This window comes from Nocardia sp. NPDC005978 (assembly GCF_040614455.1).
In the GTDB taxonomy this organism is placed as follows: Bacteria; Actinomycetota; Actinomycetes; order Mycobacteriales; family Mycobacteriaceae; genus Nocardia.
The window spans coordinates 1-2977 of the sequence record NZ_JBEXUS010000229.1 but is presented as its reverse complement, the minus strand read 5'-3'; the positions used below and the strand labels follow the sequence as shown (position 1 = coordinate 2977).

Sequence of the window (2977 nt, the reverse complement as noted above, 5' to 3'; positions counted from 1 at the left end):
GCCCGGGCCCAGCCGCGCCGCGGTCACCGAGTCGACATCGGCGGAGTCGGCGTCCGGGGCGGCGAACACCAGGACGCTGCGCCCGGCGAGGTTGCCCGCGAGCAGTTTGCCCGAACTGCCGGACAAGAAGTCGTCGGCGGCGCGCAATTGTGCTGTGAGACGGTCGTTTTCCGCGATGAGCGCGTCACTGCCGGGGCGGTCGCCCTGGCCGGAGATGAATCCGTCCGACCGGGTCTGACTGCCGAGGACCACGCCGACCGCGAGGGCCAGGAAGATGGCGGCGATCGAAACAGCATGGTGGCGAAAGGAAAGCACGACTCCCCTACCTGATTCCGTCGATCGTGGTCTGAATCCACAGCCAGGTGCGATCCCAGGCGTTGGTCACCCAGTCGAGCACCTCGGTACCCATGTGGGTGGCCAGCATCGCCACGATCAGCGCCACCAGCGCGGCCAGCACCACCAGGGCGATCGCCCAGCCCGAACCGCGCTGCCGGTACAGCACCGCAACGGCTTTCGCGTCCATGAGTTTGGTGCCGATCTTCAATCTGGTGAGGAAGGTGGCCGGGCTGGAGTCGCGCCGGCCGCGATCGAAGAACTCGTCGAGCGAGACCGCGGCGCCGGCGGTGACGATCAGGCTCGCACCGTGGTGATCGGCCAGCAGCAGCGCCAGATCGGCCGGCGCGCCCGAGGACGGGAAGGTGGTCGCGCCGATGCCCAGGTCCTGGATTCGTTCCAAACCCTTGGCGTGCCCGTCGGTATCGGCGGGCAGGATCACCTCGGCGCCGCACTTGAGGGTGTTGGCGGTGATCTCCTCGGGATCGCCCACGATGAGATCGGGACGGTAGCCGTGCCGGATCAGGGTGTCCGCGCCGCGGCCGACGCCGATGAGGATCGGCGCGTACTCCTTGATGAAAGGCTTGATGCGCTTGAGATCGTCGGCGTGATCGGGTCCGTCGGCGACCACCACGACGTGCTTCTTGCGCATGTCCACCGCGACCTCGGGCACGCCGATACCGTCTATCAGCAAAGAGCTTTCGGTCCGGATGAACTCGATGGTGTTGCCGGAGAAGGCTTCCAGGTGATCGGCCAGCCCGTTGCGGGCCTCGATCATGCGCTCGGCGATACCGAGTTCGGTGAGCTCGATGCCCTCCACGAGCGCTTCGGGTTCCTTCTTGATCGACCTGTCGGCATAGACGATGCCGCCGTCGACGCGAACCTTCGCGCCGTCCTTGATCCGGGTGAAGACATCGGAGCTGACCGCGTCCAGCAGCAGGACGCCGTTGGCCACCAGCACCTCCGGACCCAGATTCGGGTAGCGGCCGGAGATGGAGGGCGAGGCGTTGACCACCGCGGCGACCCGGGCCTGCACCAGCCGGTCGGCGGTCAGCCGGTCCAGATCCATCTCGTCCAGGACGACCACGTCGCCCGGTCCGACGCGCTGCAGCAGACGCCTGGTGTTGCGGTCCACCCGGGCCGGCCCCACGATTCCGGGGAGCGTTTCGGAGCTACGCGACAGCAGTCCCAGCATCTTCATAGCAACTGATGATTATCGGAAAGTCTCAACCTGTGGTGGAGGCGCGCCGGGCTGCCGCATTCGTCACTGTGATGCCACACCAGTCACAGTGATGCCGGTATCCGTGAACATCCGGTACAGATATGCTCCGGTCAACGGTTCGAGAGGAGACACCACCGTTATGGTCAGCACCACCGTCGATACTGTCCTGAACGCCCCGCGCGACGTCGTCTACAAGCTCTTCACCGAGCGCGACGGCATTTCGAGCTACATGCCGATCCAGATCGTGCTCAAGAAGCCGGGCGCGGGTAGCCCGTCCGGCGTGGGCGCGCAGTACCAGCTGGGTCTGGGCCCGGTCGGCGTCACCGAGGAGACCGTCGAACTGGTCCCCAACGAGCGCTTCGTCTACAAGATCGTCAAGGGCGCGCCGGTGAAGCGGCACTACGGCACCGTCACCTTCGCCGACGCACCCGGGGGCACCCGCGTGGTCTACACGATGGAGTCCGAGCCCAGCCTGCCGCTGCCGGGCAAGGTGCTGGAGATCGGGCTGCGCGCGCTGATCAACCAGTTCCTGGCAGGCGCCCGCAAGGCCGTCAAATAGGCATTGCCGGGCACATGATCGGCTGATCCGGCGCGAGCCGCACCGCCGTGCGACAGCCCGAGGTCGTCCACGACCCGGAACCGCACGGCGCGAGAGGTGTTCCGCAGCGCGCCGGAAGCGGTGAATCCGATGCGAACGGCCCCCGAACACGGTGTGTTCGGGGGCCGTTCGGCGTCGTGCGGGCGAATCAGTGTGCGGCGGTGACCTTCTCCGCGTCCGCCGTGGTGAGCAGTTCCCAGGCGTGCGCGCGGCCGGTCTCGGTGTCGTCCAGGCCGGCGAGCATGCGCGCCAGCTCCACGACGCGCTCGTCGCGGGTCAGCGAGCGCACCCCGGAATTGACGCCCTTGCCGTCGTCGACCTTGTCCACCACCAGGTGCGTGTCGGCGAACGCCGCCACCTGCGGCAGGTGGGTCACCACGATGACCTGGTGGGTGCGCGCCAATTGCGCCAGGCGACGGCCGATCTCGACCGCGGCCCGACCGCCCACGCCGGCGTCGACCTCGTCGAAGACCATGGTGGTGCCGTGCTCGGAACTGGCCAGCACCACTTCCAGCGCCAGCATGATGCGCGAGAGCTCACCGCCGGACGCGCTGCGGCTCAACGGCAGCGGCTGCGCGCCCGAATGCGCGGCGAGCCGGAATTCGACCTCGTCCACACCCGTCGAACCGGCGTGCAACTCCTGCCCGTCCACCAGCAGCGGCGCGGAATCCTGCGCAGCGGCCACAACCGGGCGCACCCCGACCTCGAGCCGGGCCCGGCCCATGGCCAGCCCGCTCAGTTCGGCGCTGACGGCGGTGGCCAGCTTGCCCGCGGCCTTGCTGCGGGCGACGGTGAGCTTGCGGGCGGCCTCGCGCACCTTGTCC

The 2977-nt window shown here is 68.3% G+C and carries 3 protein-coding genes and 1 pseudogene; 1 reads left to right on the top strand and 3 read right to left on the bottom strand.

Features of this window, described 5'->3' with window-relative positions; all coding sequences use genetic code 11:
• Both ABZ319_RS40305 and steA read right to left on the bottom strand, forming a co-directional pair.
• Positions 1 to 315, bottom strand: a 315-nt coding sequence (locus ABZ319_RS40305) for a copper transporter (RefSeq protein ID WP_354991863.1), incomplete at its 3' end; no start/stop codon positions are given.
• A gap of 7 nt (positions 316 to 322) precedes the next feature.
• Positions 323 to 1534 carry a putative cytokinetic ring protein SteA gene (steA, locus tag ABZ319_RS40300; protein WP_354991862.1) on the bottom strand — a complete coding sequence of 404 codons (1212 nt, stop codon included), beginning with the start codon at positions 1532 to 1534 and terminating at the stop codon, positions 323 to 325.
• A gap of 160 nt (positions 1535 to 1694) precedes the next feature.
• On the opposite strand from steA, the gene ABZ319_RS40295 reads away from it, so the two are divergent.
• The gene (locus tag ABZ319_RS40295; protein WP_354991861.1) at positions 1695 to 2114 is read left to right on the top strand and encodes an SRPBCC family protein; all 420 of its coding nucleotides are present in this window, start codon (positions 1695 to 1697) and stop codon (positions 2112 to 2114) included.
• Between the two features lie 187 nt (positions 2115 to 2301).
• Here the strand turns inward: ABZ319_RS40295 and ABZ319_RS40290 are convergent.
• Positions 2302 to 2977: pseudogene (locus ABZ319_RS40290) on the bottom strand (DNA repair protein RecN); the annotation flags it as partial.

Excerpts from the sequence above, each read along its gene's own strand:
- steA (WP_354991862.1), bottom strand. The coding sequence starts at position 1,534 with ATGAAGATGCTGGGACTGCTGTCGCGTAGCTCCGAAACGCTCCCCGGA.
- ABZ319_RS40295 (WP_354991861.1), top strand. The coding sequence starts at position 1,695 with ATGGTCAGCACCACCGTCGATACTGTCCTGAACGCCCCGCGCGACGTC.